Genomic DNA, 19,132 nt, shown 5'->3' with positions numbered 1-19,132 from the left:
TGCCTAGAGAGTTCCTACTTCCTCCTCTGGTTCACGTTCAGGACACAACGTTTCCTGATAGCCGCCAACCCGCCGTCGCAGCGAAGCGGGTCAAGGTGGAGCGCCAATGACGCGCGAAGCGCTCGATAGCGACGACCTTGACGCGCGCAGCGGAGACGGCCACCATCAAGCGGCAGGAAAAGAGGGAGAACCACCCGCACCCGCAGGGAAACCCACACCCACGCGGATCCCCATACCAACAGCACCCCCACCAGCGGGGGAACCGCCGAGGCAACCACGTGACAGGCTCCCAAGTGCTACGGGGCCCAAGGGTCACGGGAGGCGGTCGCCCTACCGTCGACACCGCCGGCGGGGCGACCGCCACAGGGTCGTCATCAGTAGAGGCACCCGCCCCCGTTAGTCGGCCCCGGACCTGGCCACGTTTCATTCGCCCAGTTCCGACCAGCCCCGGCCAGTTCCGACCAGTCCCGACCAGTCTCGGTCAGTCCCGGGTGATCATCCGGCCTTCGGTGCTGTCCGGCCCGACCTCGGTGCCCCGCAGGATGGTGCTGCGCACCCGCCCGAACAACTCAGCGCCGTCGTAGGCGCTCACCGGGTTGCGGTGCGCCAAGGACACAGCCTCCACACGAACGCTCTCCTCCGGGGCGAAGACGGCAAGGTCCGCGGCCATGCCCGGGGCGATGGACCCCTTACCGCGCACACCCGCCACTCGGGCGGGCGCGGCCGACATCCAGCGCACGACCTCCGCGAGCGGCACCCCGCGCTCCCGGGCCTCAGTCCACATGGCCGACAGCCCCACCTGGAGACCGGCCACCCCGCCCCAGGCGGTGCCGAAGTCACCGGTGTCGAGGTCCTTGAGGTCGGGGGTGCTGGGCGAGTGGTCGCTGACGACGCAGTCGATCAGGCCGTCGCCCAGTGCCCGCCACAGCAGGTCGCGGTTGGCGCGGTCCCGGATGGGAGGGCAGCACTTGTAGCTGGTCTCCCCCTCGGGAATCTCCTCTGCGGCCAGGGTGAGGTAGTGCGGGCAGCTCTCCACCGTGAGGGGCACACCGTCCTCCTTGGCCTGCGCGATGAGCGGCAGGGCCGAGGCGCTGGACAGGTGGAGGATGTGCGCGCGCACGCCGGTGCGGCGGGCGGTGTCGATCACCAGGGAGATGGCCGCGTGCTCGGCGGCATCGGGACGCGAGGCGAGGAAGTCCGCGTAGTCGCGGCCGGAGGCCTCCGGCGCCGAATCGAGCACGCCGGGGTCTTCGGCGTGCACGATGAGGGTTCCACCGAAGGCGTGGATGGCAGTCGCCGCGGTGTGCAGTTCGTCCGGGGACAGGTGTCCGAACTCGTCCACACCGGACGGTGAGAGGAAGGCCTTGAAACCGAATACCCCTTCCGCCCACAGGTCCGCCAGGGTTCCCGTGGTGCTGGGGCCGGTGTTCTCCGGGACGGCGCCGCCCCAGAAGCCGACGTCGACGGCGAGCTTGCCCTCGGCCACCGCACGCTTGGCCTTGAGGCCGTCGAGGGTGGTGGTGGGCGGCACGCTGTTGAGGGGCATGTCCACCAGGGTGGTGACCCCGCCCAGTGCGGCGGCGCGGGTGGCGCTGGCGAATCCCTCCCACTCGGTCCGGCCGGGCTCGTTGACGTGCACGTGGCTGTCGACCAGTCCGGGGAGCAGGACCTCGTCCTCGGCCAGGCGCAGTTCACTCCGGGCGGCGATCGGGGCGTCGAACCCCTCGACGACATCGGTGATCCGTCCGTCGTCCACGACCACGCTGACAGGGCGCTCTCCCTCGGGGGTGAGCGCACGGCGGGCCCGGACGACGAGTGCGTGTTCGGTCAACTCACTGCTCCTGTCCGACACGGCGGGTGGCCAGATCGACGATGGTATCGGCGTCGGCCCCGGCGGCTTCGACCACCTCGGACTCCTCCAGCGCACCGCAGCGCAGGCCGCTGGCCAGGACAGAGGCCAGGGCCTGGGCGGTGGCGGGCTCGTCCATGACGTTGCCCGAGGTCTCACCGAGGTAGGCCTTCAGTCGACCGGCGGCGGGGGCGAAGGCCTCACGGTAGAAGGCATAGGTGGCCAGGTAGCGGATGGGAAGCTGGTTGGGGTGCAGGTCCCAGCCCTGGTAGAAGCCGCGCTCGAGGGAGCGGCGGATCAGGTCGGCGTGCAGCCGCCATGCGGACCGCACGTCCTCGGGGGTTCCGGTCGGCAGGATGTTGCTCCCGCCGTCGGAGAGCCACACGCCCGTACCGGCCGCGGCCACCTGCATGACCGACTTGGCGTGGTCGGCGACCGGGTGGGCCAGGCTCTGGTGGGCCGCGGTGATCCCGCAGGCGGCGCTGTAGTCGTAGGTGCCGTAGTGCAGGGCGGTGACCCGGCCCTGGCCGGCCTGGATCATCCGGGACACCGCGACGGTGCCGTCGGTGAGCAGGATGGACTGGGGTGTCTCGATCTGGAGCTCGAACCGGAGTCGGCCAGCGGGCAGGCCGAAGCGCTCCTCCAACTTCTCGCTGACCCAGACCATGGCCTCGACCTGCTCGACCGAGGTGATCTTGGGCAGGGTGAGTACGAGGTTGTCGGGCAGGGAGCCGTGGCCTTCCAAGAGGGTCTCGAGGAAGAGGGCGAGGCTGCGGACGCCGCGGTGGCGCCCGGCCGCTTCCATGCCCTTCATCCGGATGCCGAAGTAGGGCGTGGCCGTCCCCTGCTCCAGGTCCGAGACGAACGCTTTCGCGGTGGCGACCACGTCGGTGTCCTCGGCGTCGTCCCCGGGCGCGCCGTAGCCGTCCTCGAGGTCGGCGCGCAGGTCCTCGATGGGCTCGCGGGCGAGCTTGGCCCGGACCAAGGGAAGCGCGTCGGCGACTGCGGCTTCGCTCAGCCCTGTGGCCTCGGCGAGCTCCGCAGCTTTGGGCGCGTACTCGTCGAGTGCCTCAAGGGCCTGCCCGCCCCAGGCCGCCGCGAAGCCGGCGTGGATCCGGTTCGCGGGCACGTAGACGCTGTGGACCGGCTGTCGGCCCCCGCTCCCCCCGGGGTACTCCCGGTCCAGGCGTGCGTCGGCCTCTGCGAGCCGGGCGTCGAGTTGGGTGACCAGATCGGTCAGGCCGTGCAGGCTGTCCCTCGCCACGTGTGGTGTCCTCCTCCGTCGTCGGTGCCGGGTCCCGCAACGGACAACCCCGGCACTAATTTCTATATGCGGATACTAACTTCTGCTATTCGGAAGAACAAGGGTGCCCGGGGTTGAGCGATCCAGATCGATAACACTCGTTTGACGACTGAGAGCGAAAAGCGGCTTTCGTATTGCAGAATGAGTGCGTGACCTAGCGGCCCTCATCATGGGAGCACGACCTTTGCCTGCCTCACAGACCCCCCGCACGGACCCGCTCAGCCCTCCAGAGGAGGCGGCCCGGCGCTCCGGTGGCGTGCAGTCCCTCGACCGCGCCTTCTCTCTGCTGGAGATCATGGCCGAGGCTGGCGGCGAGGCTTCCCTGAGCCAACTCGCCGATTCCTCCGGGCTGCCCCTACCCACCATCCACCGCATCATCCGCACCTTGGTCGGCAACGGGTACGTACGCCAGCTGCCCTCCAGACGCTACGCCCTCGGACCGCGGCTGATCGGGCTCGGGGACAAGGCCGCGCAGATGCTGGGTACCTGGGCACGCCCCCATCTGGCCCAGCTCGTGGAAGACCTGGGCGAGACCGCCAATCTCGCGATGCTCGACGGTGACAAGGTCATCTACGTCGCGCAGGTCCCCTCCCCGCACGCCATGCGCATGTTCACCGAGGTCGGCCGCCGCGTCCTGCCGCACTCCGCCGGGGTGGGTAAGGCGCTGCTGTCCCAGCTCAACGACGAGGAGGCGCTCGCGGCCGTGGGCCGCACCGGTATGCCCGCCGCCACGGAGCGCACCATCACCGAACCCGAGACCTTCCTCGCGGAGCTCCGGCGCATCCGCGAGACCGGCTACGCCATCGACGACGGCGAACAGGAGATCGGGGTGCGCTGCGTCGCCGTCCCGGTCAAGGGCGCCCCCTCGGGCATGGCCGTATCGGTCTCCGGCCCGGAGGCCCGAGTAAGCTGGGACTTCGTGGACCGGGCCGCGCCTATCGTCCAAAAGTGCGCCAACGTCCTCGCCACCGACCTCAACAACCAGAGCTGAGGGCGCCAGAAGGCGAACGAGGGGCCGTGGCGATCACGGCCCCTCGTTCGTTACGCCCGTCGGGTCTGCCTGTCCGGCCTCCCCGTCTCAGACCTGATCATCAGGTCTGCTGGTCGAAGCCGAGCTTGCGCAGCTGCTTGGGGTCGCGCTGCCAGTTGTTGGCCACCCGCACCCGCAGGTCCAGGAAGACCCGCTGACCCAGCAGGCCCTCGATCTGCTTGCGGGCCCGCGAACCCACGTCGCGCAGGCGCGAACCCTTGGAACCGATCACGATCGCCTTCTGGCTGGGGCGCTCCACGTACAGCGAGGCGTAGATGTCCACCAGCTCCTTGCCGGGCTTGGTGTTCTCGCGTTCGTACATCTCGTCCACCACCACGGCGATGGAGTGCGGGAGCTCGTCCCGGACACCCTCCAAGGCGGCCTCGCGCACCAGCTCGGCCACGAGCATCTCGTCGGGCTCGTCGGTGAGGTCGCCGTCCGGGTAGAGCGGCGGCCCCTCGGGCAGGTGGGAGCTGAGCACCTCGCCGACCGTGTCCAGCTGGTACTCGCCGCGCGCGGACACCGGCACGATGTCGGCCCAGTCGCCCAGCTCGTTCACGGCCATCAGGTGCTCGCCGACGGCCCCCTTGTCCACCAGGTCGGTCTTGGTCACCAGGGCGACCACGGGCGTGCTCGTCTGCTCGGCGAGCTCTTGGGCGATGTAGGTGTCACCGCGTCCGATCGGCTCGTTGGCGGGCAGACAGAACGCGATCACGTCCACCTCGACCAACGTGGACCGGACCAGCGAGTCCAGCCGCTCGCCCAGCAGGGTGCGCGGCTTGTGCAGACCGGGCGTGTCCACGATGATCAGCTGCGCCTCCGGGCGGTGCACGATCCCGCGCACCGTCCGCCGCGTGGTCTGGGGCCGGTTGCTGGTGATCGCCACCTTCTGCCCGACCAACGCGTTCATCAGGGTGGACTTGCCCACGTTCGGGCGGCCCACGAAGCACGCGAAACCGCTCCGGAAGCCCTCCGGGTAGGAGGGCATCTGCAGCGGGACGCGGAGCTTCTCGAGGTCGAGGTCGTTCATGGATCCTTCTTAGCGCCGGGTGATGCTCGCGGGCACCCCGTCAGGGGCGGCGATCACCACCACCTGGGTCTTCAGGTCGTCCGCCACCGCGCGGTCGTCCTCGGTCAGCTCCTTGGCCTCGGTGACGACCACCGCCGCTTCCAAAGCCGCGGCCTCGCTGGAGACCGCCGCGGCCACGGCGGCCTGGAGCGCGGTGAGGCGGAGCGAGGGCAGCGACACCGTGGTGGCGACGTACGTGCGCCCGGTCTCGTCGCGCACCGCGGCCCCCTCAGCGGTCGCGTTCCGGGCCCGGGAGGCCCGCGCGAGCGTGATGAGCTTGCCGTCCTCGGGGCCGAGCCCCGTCGTGTCCGTCACTGGTCCGTGCTCCTTACGTGCTTGTCCGAACCCTGGTCCTCCGGTTCGGCGGGCAGTCGCTCCACCAGCACCGTCGTCATCCGGTTGCGGCGGCTGCTCTTGCCCTCCAGGGTGAGCCTGAGTCCAGCGTATTCCGCCTGGGCACCCCCGGCGGGGACCCGCCCCAGGACGTACGCCACCAGACCGCCCACGGTCTCCACGTCGGACACCTCGAGGTCGCGGTCCGGGAAGAGCTCGGCGAGCTCGTTCAGCGGCAGCCTCGCGGTCACCCGCACCCGCTCTGAGTCCAGCCAGTCCACCGGCGCGATCTCGTGATCGTACTCGTCGGTGATCTCACCGACGATCTCCTCCACGATGTCCTCCAGCGTGACCAGGCCCGCGGTGCCGCCGTACTCGTCGATCGCCACCGCCACGTGGTTGCGCTGCTTCTGCATCTCGCGCAGTAGCTCGTCGATCGGCTTGGTGTCCGGCACATAGGTGGCCCGGCGCATCACGCCGCCCGCGGTCAGCGGTACGTTCTCAGCTCCCCCAGCGGTCGCCGCCCAGCGGTCGCGCAGCCGCTCCACCAAATCCTTGAGGTAGACGATGCCGACCACGTCGTCCTCGCCCTCGCCGGTCACCGGGATACGCGAGTACCCGCTACCCATAGCGATCGTGAACACCTCGTCGGCGTCCGCGTCACGGCTGGTGAAGACGATGTCGGGCCGGGGCACCATCACCTCGCGCACGGAAGTGTCGTCGAGCTTGAACACCGAGTGGATCATCTCGCGTTCCTCGGGGTCGATCACGTCCCCCTGCTCGGCCAGGTCCACGAGCTGGCGCAGCTCCACCTCGGTGCTGAACGGCCCTTCCCGGTCGCCCTTCCCTCGCGGGGTGAGCGCCCTCCCCGCGCCGACGAGCAGTCGCGCGGCGGGGCCCAGCACCACCTGGACCGGGTACACCGTCCTGGAGCTGGCCCGGGCGATCGGACCGGCGAACTGGCGGCCGAGGATCCGCGGCGTGACGGCGATCAGGACGCACTCCACCACGATCATCGCCGCCGCGGTCAGCAGCAGCGCGGGCCAGCCCAGCCCGAGCAGGAAGACCATGCCGACGGCCGCGGCCAGGACCGCGCAGACCTCGCACACCACACGGAGGAACAGCAGCATGTTCAGGTGGGGCGTGGGATTGGCGGCGACCCGGTCCCAAGCCGCACTGGCCTTGGCGGCCCGCTTCCCGTTGGTGGCTTCCATCCCCAACGACAGCACACGGGTGACGGCGACCTCGGCAGCCACCAGGAACCCGGCCACCGCGGTGAGACCGAGAGCGACCAGGAAAGATACTGCCCATTCGACGGGCTCCCCCGTGGTCAGCGGGGCGAGGTCGGGCCAGAGCGACGCGCTCATCAGGCGCTCTCGTCCCCTTCGGCCGTGTTCGCACCGGGGGCGTCCCGCTCGCGCCAAGCGGCGAGGATCTCACCCTGGAGACCGAACATCTCCTTGTGCTCGTCGGGCTCGGCGTGGTCGTAGCCGAGCAGGTGCAGGATGCCGTGCGTGCACAGCAGGTCGATCTCGGCTTCGGTCCCGTGACCGGCCTTCTCGCCCTGGCGTTCGGCCACCTGCGGGCAGATGATCACGTCGCCGAGCACACCCGGGTCGCTCGTGCGGCCGGGACCTCCCGGGCGCAGCTCGTCCATGGGGAACGACAGCACGTCAGTGGGCCCGGGCTCGTCCATCCAGCGCACGTGGAGGTCGGTCATGGGTCCTTCGTCCACCAACACGACGGACAGCTCGGCCAACGGGTGCACGCGCATGGCGTCGAGCACGTGCCGGGCCAGTCGGGAGAGCCGCTCTTCGTCCACGGTGGAGACGCCGGACTCGTTGGCGACGTCGATACTCATCGGTTGCGGATGCCTCACTTGGATCGGTGGTGGTCGGCGGTGCCGCCGGCGCCGGGCACCCGAACGGGGCCGGGTGGCCGTACCGACAGCGGTGGGCCCGCACGAGGCGGACCCACCGCTGTCGGTGTCACTACGTACTACTTCTCAGTCTGCCCGCTGTTCGGGGCCGTCGGCGCCGCCACCGCCGTCCTTCGGGGTGTCGTCGCCGCGGCGACGTCCCTTCCGGGGCCGCGCGCGCACGCCGTCTCCGTTGCTCCGATCGCCCTGAGCGGCGTCGTAGCGGCCGTAGGCGTCGACGATCTGCCCCACCAGCTTGTGCCGGACCACGTCGTCACTGGTCAGTCGGCAGAAGGCGATGTCGTCGATATCACCCAGGATGCTCTCGATCGTGCGGAGTCCGCTGGTCGTCCCGCCGGGAAGGTCCACCTGGGTGACGTCGCCGGTGACCACGATCTTCGACCCGAACCCGAGCCTGGTGAGGAACATCTTCATCTGTTCGGGCGAGGTGTTCTGCGCCTCGTCCAGGATGATGAAGGAGTCATTGATCGTACGGCCCCGCATATACGCCAGAGGTGCCACCTCGATGGTCCCGGCTGCCATCAGCTTGGGGATGGAGTCCGGGTCGAGCATGTCGTGCAGGGCGTCGTAGAGGGGGCGCAGATAGGGGTCGATCTTGTCGTAGAGGCTGCCGGGCAGGAAACCCAGCCGCTCACCGGCCTCGACCGCGGGGCGGGTGAGGATGATCCGGTTGACTTCCTTGTCCTGCAGTGCCTTGACCGCCTTGGCCATGGCCAGGTAAGTCTTGCCGGTTCCAGCAGGGCCGATGCCGAAGACCACGGTGCGCCGGTCGATGATGTCGACGTAGCGCTTCTGGTTCACCGTCTTGGGGCGGATCGTCTTGCCCCGGTTGGACAGGATGTTGGTGGTCAGCACGTCGGCGGGGCGTTCGCCCTCGGGAGCGCTGAGCATGTGGACCATGCGTTCGATGGTGTCCGGGGTGACGTGGGTTCCGCTCTTGGCGAGCTCGATCAGCTCTTCCACGAGGCGGACGACGACGGCCGTCTCCTCAGGTGTGCCGCTGATGGTGAACTCGTTGCCTCGGACGTGGATGTCGCTCTTGAAGGACCGCTCCAACGCCCTGAGGAGCTCGTCCCCCGAGCCCAGCAGGCTGATCATCGTGTGGTCGTCCGGCACCACGACCTTGACCTGGCTGTCCGGGCCCGCGTGCGTGTGAGTTGACTCGGCCATGATGTGGCCTTGCGGCCGCTGTCCCTACCTTTCGGTCGCGGCCCCGGCTCCGGTGCGCGGGGCTTCTCGCGGACGGGCCGCACACCGTACCCGGCGGGTCTCCACGGGTGCGTGGGACACCCGAAGTTGCCGGTGGGGCCCGTCCACGAGTCTACCAACGCGGGCCCGGCGAACTCGATTCCTTATTCGCCGGGCTGAACGAGCAACCGCGGTCCCCGGACCGGCCGTCATGCGGGGCCGACCGTGACGCGGGGCCGACCCCGAGCCCGGAAACGGTGGTTAGCCGGGGGGCCAGTTCAGCCCGCGCCCGCCGAGCACGTGCGCGTGGAGGTGGAAGACGGTCTGTCCGGCGCTGGCGCCGGTGTTGAAGACCAACCGGTACCCGGAGTCCGCCAGGCCCTCGGACTTGGCCACTTCGTGGGCTTCCCTGACCACGGTGTCCATGAGCCCGCTGTCGTCGGCGGCCGCCGACGCGGCGTCGGGGTGGTGGTCGCGCGGGATGACCAGGACGTGCGTGGGCGCCTGGGGGTTGATGTCGCGGAAGGCGACCGTGCGCTCCCCCTCGCGGACGATCTCCGCGGGCACCTCCCCCTTGACGATCTTGCAGAAAAGGCAGTCGGGATCGACCATCGCTCACCTTCCGTCTTCCGTCTCGCGGCCCAGCGGAACCGCTCTGGGCATGTCGGGGACCATGATGCCGCAGGTGGCCGCGGAGGGAGACGGGGACCGTGGTGCCGCGGGTGTCCGCAGAGAGGGAAGAGACAGAAGAGATGAACCCTCAACCTTTCCGCAACGGATCCGATCAGGGTTCCCCACCGTCAGGGAGCCCAGGCACGATAGGCTTTTCATCCGTGCGCGTCAGACCATCGGCGGCGTCCGCTGATTGGCCAGATCCGGCGTGTTCGGATTGAAAGGCACGTCTACCTGGAAAAGAAGAGGTATGCCCTTTCGTAAACCCCGCGACAAGGGTGTGCGTCGAACTGATGTGACGACAGAAACCTTGGTGGCCGGGGCCACCACGGCGCCACTCTCGGTCGAGTGGGACGCTGACCACGCCGTGACGGAGCTCTATCGGGAGCACTACCGTCCGCTCGTTCGTCTTGCCGCCCTGCTCGTCCGGGACCACGCGACCGCGGAGGAAGTCGTCCAGGACGCCTTCGTGGCCATGCACGGAGCCTGGCGCCGACTCAGGGATCCGAACAAGGCACTGTCCTACCTCCGGCAGGCGGTAGTGAACAAGGCCAGGTCGGTGCTGCGCCACCGGGCGGTCGTGGAGAAGCACGCGCCGAAGGCCCTGCCCGACGCGCCCAGCGCCGAACACGGCGCCATGAACCTTCTGGAACGCGAGGCCGTCATCGGGGCCCTGCGTAAGCTACCCACCCGTCAGCGAGAGGCCATCGTGCTCCGGTACTACGGCGACCTGTCCGAAGCACAGATCGCGGACGCCATGGGCATTAGCCGAGGCGCAGTCAAGAGCCACACATCGCGTGGCATCACCGCCCTCCGCTCTGTACTGGAGCACAAGTCATGAGCAGCCCCAACGACCGAAACGATCTCGAGTTCGAGAGCCAGCTCCGCCAGGTACTCAAGGCGGAGGCCGACGATGTTACGCCTTCCGCTGAGGGGCTCAACCTCATCCGGGAACGCACCGAGCGCCATCGAGGCTCGGCCTGGTTCGGACTGTCGTGGCTACGTCCCGCGACAGCCGTGGCGGCAGCGGTCCTGATCGCCGCCTCAGTGATCATGTCGAGCCCGCAGGTACGCGACCAGGTGATGGACATCGTCCCGGCCGGCGCTGACCGTGAGGGAGCACCTCCGCAGGCAGATCAGGACACGGACAGCGACGTGGCGGCCCCCACCCCCACCACGGACTCGGCCAGCGGCACCTCCGTGCCGGAGGAAGAGCACGCCGAGCCGGACCCGGAGAGCTCACCCACCTACGACGAGGACGACGCCTCGGAGGACGAGGGTGTCGAGTCCGCCGGCTCGTGCCCGCCCGAGGACGACGTCACGCCCACGGGGACCCGCGGACCGGACGAGAACGACGAGGACGAGCGGGAGTCCACCGACACCGAGGCCGCGGACTGCGACCCCGCGGAGGAACCGACCGACGAGCCCACCGACGGCGACGACCCCGGCGACGGAAACGGCGGCAACGGAGACGACCCCGGTAACGGTGACGACCCCGGTAACGGCAATGACGACCCCGGTAACGGCAACGGCGGCGGTTCGGGCGGCAACGGCGGCGATGAGAACGGCGCCAGCACCGAGTGATCCGGACCCGGCGAACGTGGAGAGGGGCCCGCGCGGAGATCGCGCGGGCCCCTCTCCACGTTCCGTCCTGTCAGCCCGGACGGCTCTACAGACGGCTCCACCGGGTGCCCGGTTCCTACCAGCGCCCGGTTCTGGACTGGAGCACCGACAGAGCGGCCACCCCGGCGGTGGAGGTGCGCAGGACCGACGGTCCCAGCAGGCCCCTGACCGCCCCGGCATCGTCGAAGGCCGCCAACTCGGCCTCGGAGACGCCGCCCTCGGGGCCCACCACCAGGACGATGTCCGCGCCGTCGGCCGAGGGCAGGGGCACCTCTGACAGCCGCTGGGCCCCCTGCTCGTGGAGCACCACGGCCAGGTCCGCCTCGGCGAGCAGTGCCGCCACACCCTTGCGGTCGAGCGGCTCGGTGACTTCGGGCATCCGCGCACGGCGGGCCTGCTTGGCTGCTTCCCGAGTACCGGACCGCCACTTGAGCAGCGCCTTGGCCCCGCGGTCGCCGCGCCACTGGGTGACGCAGCGCTCGGCGGACCAGGGGACGACGACGTCGACCCCCGCCTCGGTCATCATCTCCACCGCGAGTTCCCCCCGGTCCCGCTTGGGCAGAGCCTGAACGACGGTGATCCGGGGGTTCGGCTCCGGTTCCACCCAGCGCTCCACCACATGGCAGACCAGGGTGTCCTTGCCGACGACCTCGGCTACCTCGCAGCGCACACGCTGGCCGAGACCGTCGCAGAGGTCGACGGTCTCGCCAGCACGGACTCGACGGACCGCGGCGGCATGCCGCCCCTCCGGCCCGTCGAGTCTGATCGGGTCACCCGCCAGGACGGCGGTCTCGACCAGGAAGACCGGTGGGGTCACTTGGCGCCGAAGGCGTCACGGATCTTGGAGAAGAACCCGCCGTGCCCGGGACTGAAACGGCCCGGGTTCTGGTCCTCCCCGCGCAGCTCCGCGAACTTGCGCAGCAGGGCCTCCTGCTCCTCGTCCAGCTTGCCCGGGGTCTCCACGTCGACGCGGATGCGCAGGTCGCCGCGGCCGCCGCCGTCCAGGTGGGTGACGCCCTTGCCCGGCAGGTTGATGACGTGGCCCGAGTTGGTACCCGGACGCAGGTCGATGTTCTCGGTGCCGTCGAGAGTGTCGAAGGCGAAGGAGGCGCCCAGGGCCGCCGCCGTCATCGGGACGGTGATGGTGCAGTGCAGGTCGTCACCGCGGCGCTCGAACGTCGGGTGGGCCTTCTGCACGACCTCGAGGATGATGTCGCCGCGCGGCCCGCCGTTGGGGCCGACCTCGCCCTCGCCCGCGAGCTGGATGCGGGTGCCGTCGTCGACACCGGCGGGGATCTTGACGGTACGGGTCACCTTCTCCCGCACCCGGCCCTCGCCCGCGCAGTCGCCGCAGGGATTGGTGATGACCGAACCCTGCCCCGAGCACTGCGGGCAGGGGCGCGAGGTCATGACCTGGCCGAGGAAGGAGCGCGTGACCTGGGATACCTCTCCCTGGCCGTGGCACATGTCACAGGTGCTGCGGTGCGAACCGGCCGCCGTGCCCTCGCCCTGACAGGTGTCGCACAGGACAGCCGTGGGGAAGGTGATCTCCTTGCTCACACCGAACGCGGTCTCGACGAGGTCGAGCTCGATGCGGATCTTGATGCTGCGTCCGCGCCGAACCCGCTCCCGCGGCCCGCGGCCGCCGGGCTGGCCCCCGCCGAAGAAGGCGTTCATGATGTCGTCGAAGGCGAACCCGCCCGCGCCGCCGAACCCGCCGGCGCCGCCACCGCCTCCGCCGGGGGCGAAGGGGTCGTGGCCCATATCGAACATCCGACGCTTGTTCTCGTCGGAGAGGACCTCGTAAGCCTGGGTCACTTCCTTGAAGCGATCCTGGGTGGCGGGGTCCGGGTTGATGTCCGGATGCAGCTCGCGCGCGAGCCGCCGGTACGCCTTCTTGATCTCGTCCTTGGACGCGTCGCGACGCACCCCGAGAACCTGGTAATAGTCTCTGGCCACTGAGTTACTGTCCTGCCAAAATCTGTCCGACATACCGAGCCACCGCACGGACGGCGCCCATTGTCCCTGGGTAGTCCATACGGGTGGGTCCCACCACACCGATCTTGGCCAGCGACTGGTTTCCCACACCGTAGTCGGCCGACACGATGGAAGTGGACCGAAGGCCCTCGTGGAAGTTCTCCGCGCCGATGCGCACGGTGAGCATCGAGGGGTCCTTCGCCTCACCGAGCAAACGGATGAGGACCATGTTCTCTTCCAGTGCTTCGAGCACCTCGCGCAGACTGGCTGCGAAGTCGACGGCCGCGAGGTTGGCGGTGCCCGCCAGGACGATCTTCTCCTCGTGCCGTTCGACGAGGCTCTCCAGCAGAACCGAGAGGACCGCGACCGCCACCGGGCGGTCCTCCGGTGCGACGTGGGCGGGCAGGTCTTCCACCGCGTCCGGTACGTCGCCGAGGTGCCGTCCGGCTATGGCCCGATTGAGCATGGTGCGCAGGTCGTTGACCACGGTTTCGCTGACGGATCCCAGCCCGTCGATGACGCGCTGTTCGACCCGTCCGGTATTGGTGATGACGACCATCATGATGCGCTGGCCGCCAAGCGGCACGAGTTCCACGTGCTGGACCGAAGACCGGGTCAGCGACGGGTACTGGACGATCGCGACCTGCCGGGTGAGCTGCGCGAGCAGCCGCACCGTGCGGGCGACGATCTCGTCGAGGTCCACCGCGCCGCCGAGGAAGGACTCGATGGCGCGCCGTTCCGCGGCGGAGAGTGGCTTGACCGAGGAGAGCCGGTCGACGAAGAGCCGGTAGCCCTTGTCGGTGGGTACCCGCCCCGCACTGGTGTGCGGCTGGGCGATGTACCCGTCCTCCTCCAAGGCGACCATGTCGTTGCGGATGGTCGCCGAGGAGACACCGAGGGGGTGCCGGTCCGCCAAGGCCCTGGAACCAACCGGTTCGTTGGTGTTGACGAAGTCCTCGACGACGGCACGCAGGACCGCGAGCTTGCGCTCATCCAGCAACTCGCCACCTCCTGGCACTCCATGGTCCTTAGTGCTAATTCTATGCCCGGCCGCAAACCCGCACGGCTACCCGCGGGTAGTAACAAGCCCTGGTCTCCGGTTTCTTCCCGCGCGATCGGCGACGTGCGCCACCCGCCGACGGCGATCCCGAACACACCACCAGTAGACTGCACCACCGTGGCTACCAAGGGAACCGGCCGCTACGGCCGCGACGTTCTGGCTGGAGACTGGCGGCGACCGAAGAAGGGCGCTGTACGCGAGATACCCCTCAGTCGTGACCTCGTCGTCGAGGACGCCGACGAGACCTTCTGCGGTGCCGTGGTGTCCTGGGACAAGGCCACGGTGACCCTGGAGGACCGGAGCGGCCGCAAGAGGGTGTTCGACCTCGGCCCCGCCGCGTTCCTGGAGGACGGGAAGCCGGTGACGCTGGTGCGCCCGACCGCCGCGCCCCAAGGCCCGATGCGCAGCGCCTCCGGATCGATCGCCGTGACCGACGCGCGGGCGCGCACCGCCCGGGAGAGCCGGATCTACGTGGAGGGCGCCCACGACGCCGAACTGGTCGAGAAGGTCTGGGGCCACGACCTGCGGGTGGAAGGGGTGGCCGTCGAGTTCCTGGAGGGGGTCGACGACCTTCCATCGGTGGTGGCGGAGTTCTCCCCCGGCCCGGGGCGCAGGCTGGGGGTGCTGGTGGACCATCTGGTGCCCGGTTCCAAGGAGAGCAGGATCGCGGAGCAGGTCCGGGGCGACGACGTACTCGTGGTCGGACACCCCTATGTGGACGTGTGGCAGGCGGTGCGGCCGGACGCGGTGGGGATCCGGGCGTGGCCCGAGGTCCCGCGCGGCCTCCCGTGGAAGGAGGGGGTCGTCGACGCCCTGGGGTGGCGGATGGAGACGGGTGAGGCCTGGCGCCGGATCCTGGGTTCGGTCCGCGGCTACGGGGACCTCGAACCCTCGCTGCTGGGGCGCGTCGAGGAGCTCATCGACTTCGTCACGGGACCGCACCCCGCGGAAGACTAGGATTACCCCACCACGTCGTCTGACGACGCTTCGGACATTCGTGGTCATCGGTACAGCCTGGTAGCCCGGGAAACAGAACAAGCGTCCCTCAACAGCGGAGCTTAGGAAGAGCATGAGCGAGACCCCGTCGAACCCTCCGTCCCCGGACGACCCGCAGGGGCACCAGCCGCCGAGCCCGCCGCCCCACCCCGAGCAGCAGCCGCCGCAGTCTCCGCCGCCCGAACAGCAGCAGTACGGCCAGCCGCCCTACGGCCAGGAGTACGGGCAGCAGGGATACGGTCAGCCCGGTTACGCCCAACCGTCCGGCGGCCAGCAGGGGCACCCCCCGCAGCAGCCCCCGTACCAGGCGCCGCCGCAACAGCCCCCGCAGCAGGCGCCGCCGCAACAGCCCCCGCAGCAGGCGCCGCCGCAACAGCCCCCGCAGCAGGCGCCGCAGCAGCAGCCCTACGGACAGCAGTACGGCCAGCCCGGTTACGCCCAACCGTCCGGCGGCCAGCCCGGCTACCCGCAACAGCCACAACCCCAGCAGCCCTATGGCCAGGGCGGTCAGCCCGGATGGGGGCAGCAGTCCGGTGGCCAGCCACCGCAGCAGCCCTACGGACAGCAGTACGGCCAGCCCGGTTACGCCCAACCGTCCGGCGGCCAGCCCGGCTACCCGCAACAGCCCCCGCAGCAGGCACCGCCGCAGCAGCCCTACGGACAGCCTCAGCAGCCCCAGTACCAGGTCGCGGAGCAGCAGCCCCCCGGCTACGCCCAGCCCGGCGCCTACGGGCAGCCGCAGGCCCAGCAGCCCGCTCAGGACGGTGGCAACGACATCCTGGTCGCGATGCTCGCCCACCTGTCCGGGTTCGTCATCGCTTTCCTGGGGTGGCTCCCGCCGCTGGCGGTCTACTTCGCCAAGCGCAACCAGTCGCCGTTCATCCGCCACCACGCCTCCGAAGCGGCCAACTTCCAGATCACGCTGCTGATCCCGTACGTTCTGGCTGGCATCACCTTCGTCGGTCTGGGTATCGTCTTCCCGAACCTGATCTGGATCGGGTCCCTGCTCATCGCACTAGTGTGGATCGTCGCGATCGTCTTCGGGGTCATGGGAGCCTCCGGCGCCAACAAGGGTGCTTGGTACCGCTACCCGGTGAGCATCCGACTCCTGAAGTAGAACAAGCTCCCGCACACCAAGGAACTCTCATGTCCTATCCGAACACCCCGCCCCCGGAGGACCCCTACGGCCAAGGCGGCCAGTACCCCGGCCAGGGCGGCTCCGGCGGTTACCCGCCGCAGCCCGGCCCGTACGACGGGGGGCAGCAGCCCGGCTATCCGCCGCCCGGCACCGGCGGTTACCCGCCGCCCGGTGACCCGCAGCAGGGCGGTTACCCGCCACAGGGGTACCCCCAGCAAGGCGGTTACCCGCCCCAAGGAGATCCGTACCAGGGCGGTTACCCGCCGCCCGGCAGCTACCCTCCGCCCGGCCCGGGTGGCTACCCCGGCCAGCAGGGCGGGTACGCACCGCCCCCGGGCTACGGCGACTCCTCGGCCGTCACCGGCCAGGCCAACCAGGAGGAGCGGACCTTCGCGCTGCTCACCCACCTGAGCGGCATCATCCTGGGCTTCGTCGTCCCGCTGGTCATGTACCTGATCAAGAAGGACGAGTCGCCCTTCCTGCGGGACCAGGCGGCCCAGGCGCTGAACTTCCAGCTCCTGCTGCTGATCGGCTACGTCATCGCGATCCCGCTGTCGTTCATCTTCATCGGCACGATCCTGAGCTTCGCGTTGTGGGTGTGCGCCATCGTGTTCGGCATCATGGGCGGCATGGCCAGCAACCGCGGCGAGTGGTACCGCTACCCGGTAGACGTCGGCTGGGTCAAGTAGACCCGTCAGTACCACCCGTGGGGCCCGGCAACGCCGGGCCCCACGTCGTGTTCGGGGCCCGGCCGTTCCGCCCTCAGGTGAGGTCGCGGACCACCGCGTCCGCGAGCAGGCGGCCCCGCCGGGTCAGCGCGGCGCGCCCCTCGGCGTGCGCCCGCTCGTCCAGAAGGCCCTCCCCCACCAGGCGCTGGGCGGCCGCCAGTCCCCGGGTGTCCAGCAACTCCAGGGGGCAGCCCTCTTCCACGCGCACTTCGAGCAGGATCCGTTCGAACCTGCGCTCGGCGCCGGTGAGGACCTCGCGGGCCTGGGCCGGGCTGTCGCCGCCGGCCAGGCGAGCCGCGTACGCGGCGGGGTGCTTGACGTTCCACCAGCGGGTTCCGCCGACGTGGCTGTGCGCGCCCGGACCGATGCCCCACCAGTGGCCGCCGGTCCAGTAGAGCGAGTTGTGCGCGCTGCGGCCCTCCGCGGTGCGCGCCCAGTTGGACACCTCATACGGCGTGTAACCGGCCTTGGCCAAGGCCTCGTCGGCCATGAGGTAGCGGTCGGCCATGGCGTCGTCGTCCGGCTCGGTGAGTTCGCCCCGCCGGACCCGGGCGGCCAGCCGGGTTCCCTCCTCGACGATCAGCGAGTAGGCGGACAGATGGTCCGGGCCTGCCCCGATCGCGGCCTCGAGGGAGGCCGCCCAGTCCTCGTCGCTCTCCCCGGGGGTGCCGTAGATGAGGTCGAGGTTGACGTGCTCGAAACCCGCGTCTCGGGCCCAGGCCACGCACTGTTCGGGGCGGCCCGGGGTGTGCCCGCGCTCCAAGGTCCGCAGGACGTGGGGCTGCGCGCTCTGCATGCCGAAGGACACCCGCGTGAACCCGGCCGCGCGCAGGCGGCGCAGGTAGTCGGGGTCGACCGTCTCGGGGTTGGCCTCCGTGGTGATCTCGACGTCGTCGGTGAAGCCGAAGCGCTCGCGGATCGCGGTGAGGAGTCGGCCGAGGTCCTCCGCCGACAGGAGGGTGGGTGTGCCGCCGCCGACGAACACGGTACTGACGGGCGGCCGGTCCCCGGCCAGCACCCGGTCGGCCAGCTCGACCTCGGCGGCCGCCTGGCCCGCGTAGGTCTGGCGGGAGGCCGTGGCGGTGCCGTCCCGGGAGACGAGCTCGTCGGCGGTGTAGGTGTTGAAGTCGCAGTAGCCGCACCGGGTGACGCAGAAGGGCACGTGGACATAGAACCCGAGCGGGCGCTCACCGAGCTGGGCGAGCGAGGCTGCGGGAAGGTCCCCGGTCCGGGGCACGGGTTCGCCGTCGAGGGCTACGGATGGCATACCTCCAGTGTCGCCGACACTGCGGCGTGCCCGGCACGGCGGCGAGCCTGGGAACTGGCTGGGACCGGCCGCAGAGGAGCCAGTGTGTCCCGGGGCTCCCAACCCCGAGAGTTGCGACACACGTGCCCAGGCCAGAGCCTCGAAGCGCGGCTCTGATCTGGCCCTTCGCCGAACTCCCCTTGGGGCAGGGCCTTTCGGCCTCCTGGGAGCGGTACCACGGGACCTCGTTCCCGGCCTCTCACCAGGATTGTCTGGAGGTGGCCACTACACACCGGCGAAAGGGCACACGATGTCCGACAACACGACCACCCACCGAACCGCGTCGGCCGAGAACCGGTCACTCATCGGTTCCCCCGCGGCCCGCTACGTCTTCGCCGCCACCCGCCTCTCCATCGGCTGGGTCTTCCTGTGGGCCTTCTTCGACAAGCTGCTGGGGCTGGGCTTCGCCACCCCGACGGAGGCCTCCTGGCTCAACGGGGGAAGCCCGACGGAGGGCTTCCTGTCCAACGCCACCGGACCCTTCGCCGGGGCGTTCGGCTCTATCGCCGGAACGTTCTGGGCGGACCCGCTGTTCATGGTGGGGCTGCTGGCGATCGGCGCGGCCCTGATGCTCGGTGTCGGCGAACGGATCGCCGCTGCCTCGGGTGCGCTGATGATGATCCTGATGTGGGCTGCGGTACTGCCTCTGGACAACAACCCGTTCATGGACGACCACATCGTCTACGCCCTGGTCTTGGTGGGTCTGGCGCTGGTGCGCTCCGGCGACACCCTGGGCCTGGGCCACTGGTGGGGCTCGACGGCACCGGTGAAGAGGTTCCCCCTCCTGCGATGAGGCCGCAGGGGGAACGGGGGCGCGTGCGCGCGGCACGCGCCCCCTCCGCGTGTGCGGGGGGCAGCGGGGTGCAGAGGGTGGGAGCAGGGCCCGTGTTCGGGAGTCTGGCCGATGGGTGGGGATCAGAG

19 protein-coding genes are annotated in these 19,132 nt (G+C 69.9%); 7 read left to right on the top strand and 12 right to left on the bottom strand.

Annotated elements, in window-relative coordinates; genetic code table 11:
• Positions 1–481: 481 nt before the first annotated feature.
• Positions 482–1,831: an allantoinase AllB gene (allB, locus tag ACYVDG_RS22525; RefSeq protein WP_460757188.1), complete on the bottom strand. Its 1,350-nt coding sequence runs from the start codon at positions 1,829–1,831 to the stop codon at positions 482–484.
• 1 nt (position 1,832) lies between these two features.
• Positions 1,833–3,113, bottom strand: coding sequence for a DUF6986 family protein (locus tag ACYVDG_RS22520; protein ID WP_460757183.1), 1,281 nt, complete (start codon positions 3,111–3,113; stop codon positions 1,833–1,835).
• A 295-nt stretch (positions 3,114–3,408) separates the two neighbouring features.
• On the opposite strand from ACYVDG_RS22520, the gene ACYVDG_RS22515 reads away from it, so the two are divergent.
• Entirely contained in the window at positions 3,409–4,143 is a 735-nt protein-coding gene (locus tag ACYVDG_RS22515) for an IclR family transcriptional regulator (RefSeq protein WP_460757211.1), read from the top strand.
• Between the two features lie 100 nt (positions 4,144–4,243).
• Here the strand turns inward: ACYVDG_RS22515 and era are convergent, their stop codons facing one another.
• From era to ACYVDG_RS22485, 6 genes are all read right to left on the bottom strand, one after another.
• On the bottom strand, positions 4,244–5,212 hold the full coding sequence (gene era / locus ACYVDG_RS22510; RefSeq protein WP_460757179.1) for a GTPase Era: 969 nt from the start codon (positions 5,210–5,212) through the stop codon (positions 4,244–4,246).
• Positions 5,213–5,221: 9 nt separating this feature from the next.
• Positions 5,222–5,566: a cytidine deaminase gene (locus tag ACYVDG_RS22505; RefSeq protein WP_460757176.1), complete on the bottom strand. Its 345-nt coding sequence runs from the start codon at positions 5,564–5,566 to the stop codon at positions 5,222–5,224.
• Positions 5,563–6,951, bottom strand: coding sequence for a hemolysin family protein (locus ACYVDG_RS22500; RefSeq protein ID WP_460757172.1), 1,389 nt, complete (start codon positions 6,949–6,951; stop codon positions 5,563–5,565). The genes ACYVDG_RS22505 and ACYVDG_RS22500 overlap by 4 nt, the downstream gene beginning before the upstream one ends.
• Positions 6,951–7,445 carry an rRNA maturation RNase YbeY gene (ybeY, locus tag ACYVDG_RS22495; protein WP_460757169.1) on the bottom strand — a complete coding sequence of 165 codons (495 nt, stop codon included), beginning with the start codon at positions 7,443–7,445 and terminating at the stop codon, positions 6,951–6,953. The genes ACYVDG_RS22500 and ybeY overlap by 1 nt, the downstream gene beginning before the upstream one ends.
• A 144-nt stretch (positions 7,446–7,589) precedes the next feature.
• The gene (locus tag ACYVDG_RS22490) at positions 7,590–8,693 is read right to left on the bottom strand and encodes a PhoH family protein (protein ID WP_460757164.1); all 1,104 of its coding nucleotides are present in this window, start codon (positions 8,691–8,693) and stop codon (positions 7,590–7,592) included.
• Positions 8,694–8,972: 279 nt separating this feature from the next.
• A complete protein-coding gene (locus ACYVDG_RS22485; protein WP_460757160.1) occupies positions 8,973–9,323 on the bottom strand; it encodes a histidine triad nucleotide-binding protein in 351 nt (116 codons plus the stop codon).
• Between the two features lie 370 nt (positions 9,324–9,693).
• Here ACYVDG_RS22485 and ACYVDG_RS22480 point away from each other — a divergent pair, with 370 nt between their 5' ends.
• Together ACYVDG_RS22480 and ACYVDG_RS22475 are read left to right on the top strand one after the other, a co-directional pair.
• Positions 9,694–10,224, top strand: coding sequence for a SigE family RNA polymerase sigma factor (locus ACYVDG_RS22480; protein WP_460757207.1), 531 nt, complete (start codon positions 9,694–9,696; stop codon positions 10,222–10,224).
• The gene (locus ACYVDG_RS22475; RefSeq protein WP_460757156.1) at positions 10,221–10,967 is read left to right on the top strand and encodes a hypothetical protein; all 747 of its coding nucleotides are present in this window, start codon (positions 10,221–10,223) and stop codon (positions 10,965–10,967) included. The genes ACYVDG_RS22480 and ACYVDG_RS22475 overlap by 4 nt, the downstream gene beginning before the upstream one ends.
• A 115-nt stretch (positions 10,968–11,082) precedes the next feature.
• On the opposite strand, the gene ACYVDG_RS22470 is transcribed toward ACYVDG_RS22475, so the two are convergent.
• Genes ACYVDG_RS22470 through hrcA form a run of 3 tightly spaced genes read right to left on the bottom strand, consistent with a single transcriptional unit; the run spans position 11,083 to position 13,983 of the window.
• The gene (locus ACYVDG_RS22470; RefSeq protein WP_460757152.1) at positions 11,083–11,823 is read right to left on the bottom strand and encodes a 16S rRNA (uracil(1498)-N(3))-methyltransferase; all 741 of its coding nucleotides are present in this window, start codon (positions 11,821–11,823) and stop codon (positions 11,083–11,085) included.
• Positions 11,820–12,965: a molecular chaperone DnaJ gene (dnaJ, locus tag ACYVDG_RS22465; protein ID WP_460757147.1), complete on the bottom strand. Its 1,146-nt coding sequence runs from the start codon at positions 12,963–12,965 to the stop codon at positions 11,820–11,822. Before dnaJ ends, ACYVDG_RS22470 begins: the two co-directional genes overlap by 4 nt.
• 4 nt (positions 12,966–12,969) lie before the next feature.
• A complete protein-coding gene (gene hrcA, locus ACYVDG_RS22460; RefSeq protein WP_460757143.1) occupies positions 12,970–13,983 on the bottom strand; it encodes a heat-inducible transcriptional repressor HrcA in 1,014 nt (337 codons plus the stop codon).
• A gap of 177 nt (positions 13,984–14,160) precedes the next feature.
• Here hrcA and ACYVDG_RS22455 point away from each other — a divergent pair, with 177 nt between their 5' ends.
• From ACYVDG_RS22455 to ACYVDG_RS22445, 3 genes are all read left to right on the top strand, one after another.
• Positions 14,161–15,000 (top strand): DUF3097 domain-containing protein, encoded by an 840-nt coding sequence (locus ACYVDG_RS22455; protein WP_460757138.1) that lies wholly within the window; start codon positions 14,161–14,163, stop codon positions 14,998–15,000.
• An 826-nt stretch (positions 15,001–15,826) separates the two neighbouring features.
• Complete coding sequence (locus ACYVDG_RS22450; RefSeq protein WP_460757204.1) at positions 15,827–16,156, top strand: DUF4870 domain-containing protein; 330 nt, start codon at positions 15,827–15,829, stop codon at positions 16,154–16,156.
• Positions 16,157–16,185: 29 nt separating this feature from the next.
• On the top strand, positions 16,186–16,866 hold the full coding sequence (locus ACYVDG_RS22445; RefSeq protein WP_460757134.1) for a DUF4870 domain-containing protein: 681 nt from the start codon (positions 16,186–16,188) through the stop codon (positions 16,864–16,866).
• Positions 16,867–16,939: 73 nt separating this feature from the next.
• Here ACYVDG_RS22445 and hemW read toward each other — a convergent pair whose 3' ends face one another.
• Positions 16,940–18,172 (bottom strand): radical SAM family heme chaperone HemW, encoded by a 1,233-nt coding sequence (hemW, locus tag ACYVDG_RS22440; protein ID WP_460757130.1) that lies wholly within the window; start codon positions 18,170–18,172, stop codon positions 16,940–16,942.
• 289 nt (positions 18,173–18,461) lie between these two features.
• Between hemW and ACYVDG_RS22435 the strand changes: the two genes are divergently transcribed.
• Positions 18,462–19,004 carry a hypothetical protein gene (locus tag ACYVDG_RS22435; protein ID WP_460757127.1) on the top strand — a complete coding sequence of 181 codons (543 nt, stop codon included), beginning with the start codon at positions 18,462–18,464 and terminating at the stop codon, positions 19,002–19,004.
• Positions 19,005–19,132 lie beyond the last annotated feature (128 nt).

The organism is Nocardiopsis oceani, assembly GCF_054777395.1.
This window is presented reverse-complemented; position numbering and strand designations above follow the sequence as displayed.

What these genes read in the sequence shown, in the direction of transcription:
- era (WP_460757179.1), bottom strand. Translation starts at nt 5,212, where the DNA reads ATGAACGACCTCGACCTCGAGAAGCTCCGCGTCCCGCTGCAGATGCCC.
- ACYVDG_RS22500 (WP_460757172.1), bottom strand. Translation starts at nt 6,951, where the DNA reads ATGAGCGCGTCGCTCTGGCCCGACCTCGCCCCGCTGACCACGGGGGAG.
- ybeY (WP_460757169.1), bottom strand. Translation starts at nt 7,445, where the DNA reads ATGAGTATCGACGTCGCCAACGAGTCCGGCGTCTCCACCGTGGACGAA.
- ACYVDG_RS22490 (WP_460757164.1), bottom strand. Translation starts at nt 8,693, where the DNA reads ATGGCCGAGTCAACTCACACGCACGCGGGCCCGGACAGCCAGGTCAAG.
- ACYVDG_RS22485 (WP_460757160.1), bottom strand. Translation starts at nt 9,323, where the DNA reads ATGGTCGATCCCGACTGCCTTTTCTGCAAGATCGTCAAGGGGGAGGTG.
- ACYVDG_RS22475 (WP_460757156.1), top strand. Translation starts at nt 10,221, where the DNA reads ATGAGCAGCCCCAACGACCGAAACGATCTCGAGTTCGAGAGCCAGCTC.
- ACYVDG_RS22450 (WP_460757204.1), top strand. Translation starts at nt 15,827, where the DNA reads ATGCTCGCCCACCTGTCCGGGTTCGTCATCGCTTTCCTGGGGTGGCTC.
- ACYVDG_RS22445 (WP_460757134.1), top strand. Translation starts at nt 16,186, where the DNA reads ATGTCCTATCCGAACACCCCGCCCCCGGAGGACCCCTACGGCCAAGGC.
- hemW (WP_460757130.1), bottom strand. Translation starts at nt 18,172, where the DNA reads ATGCCATCCGTAGCCCTCGACGGCGAACCCGTGCCCCGGACCGGGGAC.
- ACYVDG_RS22435 (WP_460757127.1), top strand. Translation starts at nt 18,462, where the DNA reads ATGTCCGACAACACGACCACCCACCGAACCGCGTCGGCCGAGAACCGG.